Source organism: Methylocaldum sp. (assembly GCF_035627495.1).
Taxonomy (GTDB): domain Bacteria; phylum Pseudomonadota; class Gammaproteobacteria; order Methylococcales; family Methylococcaceae; genus Methylocaldum.
In genome coordinates, this window is sequence record NZ_DASPLO010000184.1 from 1 (window position 1) to 3,103 (window position 3,103).

The window sequence follows — 3,103 nt, forward strand, 5'->3', positions numbered from 1 at the left end:
CTGGTCTGGGTCCGGCTCAAGTCCTTGGCGGCTCAAACCGGTCGAACGGTCTATCAACTCAAGCACGGCTTACTGGATGACTACCTTATTCGACAACTTAAAAATCCTTCGCTAGAAATGCGTCTTGCGTAAGTCCTGAGAGTAAAACCGGATTGCTGTCTTTCCAGGGAAGGAAAGCGATTCTTAGTATCCGATTACTTCCGTGTGGAAGCCTTCCTGATTCCAGCATAAGACCGTTTCGTTCTTTCCCCATTCGGGTAAGACGAAGCGTCGGCATTGTTTATTCTCGATTTCTAGCTCATGGACCGCGGGACGATGGGTATGGCCGTGGATTAAGCGGTCCACACCATAACGAAGCATCGTTTCTTTTACCGTCGCAGGGTTGACGTCCATGATTTCCGCAGTCTTGCCCCGTTTGTCGAGACTACTTTTGAAGCGATACCAACGCGCATATAAGCGGCGCAGCCAAAGCGGTTTGGATAAGGCCGCCTGTTTCCATTCCTCGGTACGGACCCGCTCGCGAGCCTTCTGGTACTGAAAATCGTCGGTACACAGGAGGTCTCCATGGGTAATCAAAGTGGGTACGCCGTAGAGATAAATGACCTCATAGTCGCCCAGTAAATTTACGCCGGTTTCCCGAGCGAACCTGCCCCCGAGGAGAAAATCCCGGTTGCCGTGCTGAAAGTGCACTTCGGTGCCGGACTCGGTAAGTTGCTTGAATGCGGACTTGACCTCCCGGTTAGGGGAGGCATTGTCGTCGTCTCCGAGGTAAGCGTCGAAGAGGTCTCCAAGAACATATAAACGCTCGACACTGCGCATGCGGTGTTCAAGAAACCGCAGGAAACGTTGTGTGATTTCCGGCCGCGTGCTGCCGAGATGCAGATCGGAAATAAACAGCGTTTCCTTCTTCAAAAAGTCGCCCCCGCAATCTATTCGCTGATCACGGTTGCTTTTTGGATGATGATGGGTGTTTGTGGTACATCCGTTGCCATGGGACCGCCGGATCCTGTTGGAATTTTCGCCATCTTATCTACCACATCCAGGCCTCCGGTTACCTCGCCGAATACGGCGTAGCCCCAACCCTGGGGCGTCGAACTCTTGTAATCCAAGAACGTATTGTCTACAAAATTAATGAAAAATTGAGATGTAGCTGAGTTAGGGTCCGGGGTACGCGCCATGGCTATGGTGCCGCGTTTGTTCTTGAGTCCGTTATCGGCTTCGTTTTTGATGGACTTGTGGGTGGGCTTTTGCTTGAAATCTTCGGTGTAACCGCCGCCTTGCGCCATGAAGTTCGGTATCACTCTGTGGAAGATGGTGCCGTCGTAATGCCCCTCTTTGACATAAGTCAAAAAGTTCTCGACCGTGGTGGGGGCTTTAGCCGAATCCAGTTTTAGGATCACGTCCCCGAGATTGGTCTCCAACTTAACTTGAGGGGCTGGTTCATTCATTTTTGGTTTCTCCGCTGCGATGGATGGTAGGGTCAAGCTTAAAAGGGAGACAAAAACAATCTTGCTAAGTTGCATGATGTGTCGTGTCGGCTATCAGAGTTGTTTTTTCACGGTGCTAAATTCTAGGTCTTGCTCATAAATCGGGTCTAAAGGACTGCCGGCCTTAAGAGAAGCAATTTCTTTAATGATACCGTCATGCAATCCATAAACCCAGCCGCGCAGATCCGGGCGGCTGCCTGCTCGCCAAGCCCGCTGAATAACCGAAGTTTGCGCGAGGTTATGAACCTGTTCGATGATGTTGAGTTCGACCAACTTATTATGGCGCGCTTCGTCTGAGCTTTCTGCATCGATGTTTTCGCGGTGCAGCCGATAGATGTCCTTGATGTACTTAAGCCATTTATTGATGAACAATTGATCCGGACGCGCCTTTCCCATGGCTGCTTTGATGCTGCCACAGCCGTAATGGCCGCAGACGATGATGTGTTTAACCTCCAGAAAATCGACCGCATACTCCAGCGCGGCCAGGAAATTCATATCCATGGTCGCCACTTGGTTGGCTATATTCCGGTGAACGAAAATTTCACCGGGTTCGGTCTGTGTTACCTGATCGGCGTGAATCCGGCTGTCGGAGCAGCCGATCCAGAAACAATCCGGATTTCTCGGCTGGCGCAGTTTGTCGAAAAATTCCGGGTCGTGAGCGGCCTTTTCCTGAGCCCAAGCTTTATTTTCAAGCAGCAGCCTTTCGAGCGGTTTCATGGTTTTCTCCGGTTAGTGATTGTTCGTCGGCGGTAAAGGCGCGTCGCGTCGCGACTCCGGAACTGCCGTTCAGATTTTTGAGCTCGACCGTGATGTTGTCATCCGGTGCGGCTGCCACAAAATCAAAAATTGTTTCGAGGATATCCTGATCGATGAATTGCGCGCGGCTGGCATCGATAATGACATAACCGTTCTCTTCGACGCTGTCGAGATACTTTCTCAGGAGCGCTTTGTTCAAGAAGGAGACGTCCTTGTGCAGACGAAGCAGATAGTTTTTTCCATCTCGAGTGAGTGTGATGGCGGCCTGGAAGTTGGTCCGGATGACGTAGTACAGCCCACAGACCATGCCAATGGCGATGCCCTTGAGCAGATCGGTCGCCAGAATCGCCCCGATGGTGACCACGAACGGGATAATCTGACTGGCGCCTTTGGCGTACATTTCCTTGAACAGCGTGGGCTTGGCCAGCTTGTACCCGGTCAAGAGCAGGATCGCCGCCAGGCAGGCCAAAGGAATCAGGTTCAAATAGCGGGCGATGAACATCACGCTCAAGAGCAGCATGATGCCGTGGATGAAGCAGGCCATCTTGGTGCGCCCGCCCGCGTTCACGTTGGCGGAGCTGCGGACGATCACCGCCGTCATGGGCAGTCCGCCAATGAGCCCGCTGATCAGGTTGCCGAGGCCTTGGGCTTTCAATTCGCGATTGGTCGGGGCCACCCGTTTCAAGGGGTCGATCTTGTCCGCCGCTTCAAGGCTCAAGAGCGTCTCCAAGCTCGCGATGATGGCGATCGTCACGGCCACCGTATACACGTCGGGATTGGCCCATTGCGAGAAATCGGGCCAGGTGAACTGCTGGAAGAAGCCCTGCACGCCTTGAATCTCCGGCAGGCTCACCAGATGG

4 protein-coding genes and 1 pseudogene are annotated in these 3,103 nt (G+C 52.9%); 1 reads left to right on the top strand and 4 read right to left on the bottom strand.

The annotated features are described in order from the left end of the window. Positions 1–132, top strand: a pseudogene (locus VEB01_RS23245) (IS701 family transposase); the annotation flags it as partial. 51 nt (positions 133–183) lie between these two features. Here the strand turns inward: VEB01_RS23245 and VEB01_RS17020 are convergent. From VEB01_RS17020 to VEB01_RS17035, 4 genes are all read right to left on the bottom strand, one after another. After that, on the bottom strand, positions 184–912 hold the full coding sequence (locus VEB01_RS17020; RefSeq protein WP_324877504.1) for a UDP-2,3-diacylglucosamine diphosphatase: 729 nt from the start codon (positions 910–912) through the stop codon (positions 184–186). 17 nt (positions 913–929) lie between these two features. Continuing rightward, the gene (locus VEB01_RS17025; RefSeq protein ID WP_414675506.1) at positions 930–1,523 is read right to left on the bottom strand and encodes a peptidylprolyl isomerase; all 594 of its coding nucleotides are present in this window, start codon (positions 1,521–1,523) and stop codon (positions 930–932) included. Positions 1,524–1,541: 18 nt separating this feature from the next. Next, positions 1,542–2,204, bottom strand: a complete 663-nt coding sequence (locus VEB01_RS17030) for a carbonic anhydrase (RefSeq protein ID WP_324877505.1) — start codon at positions 2,202–2,204, stop codon at positions 1,542–1,544. Then, positions 2,176–3,103: SulP family inorganic anion transporter (locus VEB01_RS17035; protein ID WP_324877506.1), on the bottom strand; the 928-nt coding region annotated here is incomplete at its 5' end. The genes VEB01_RS17035 and VEB01_RS17030, both read right to left, overlap by 29 nt.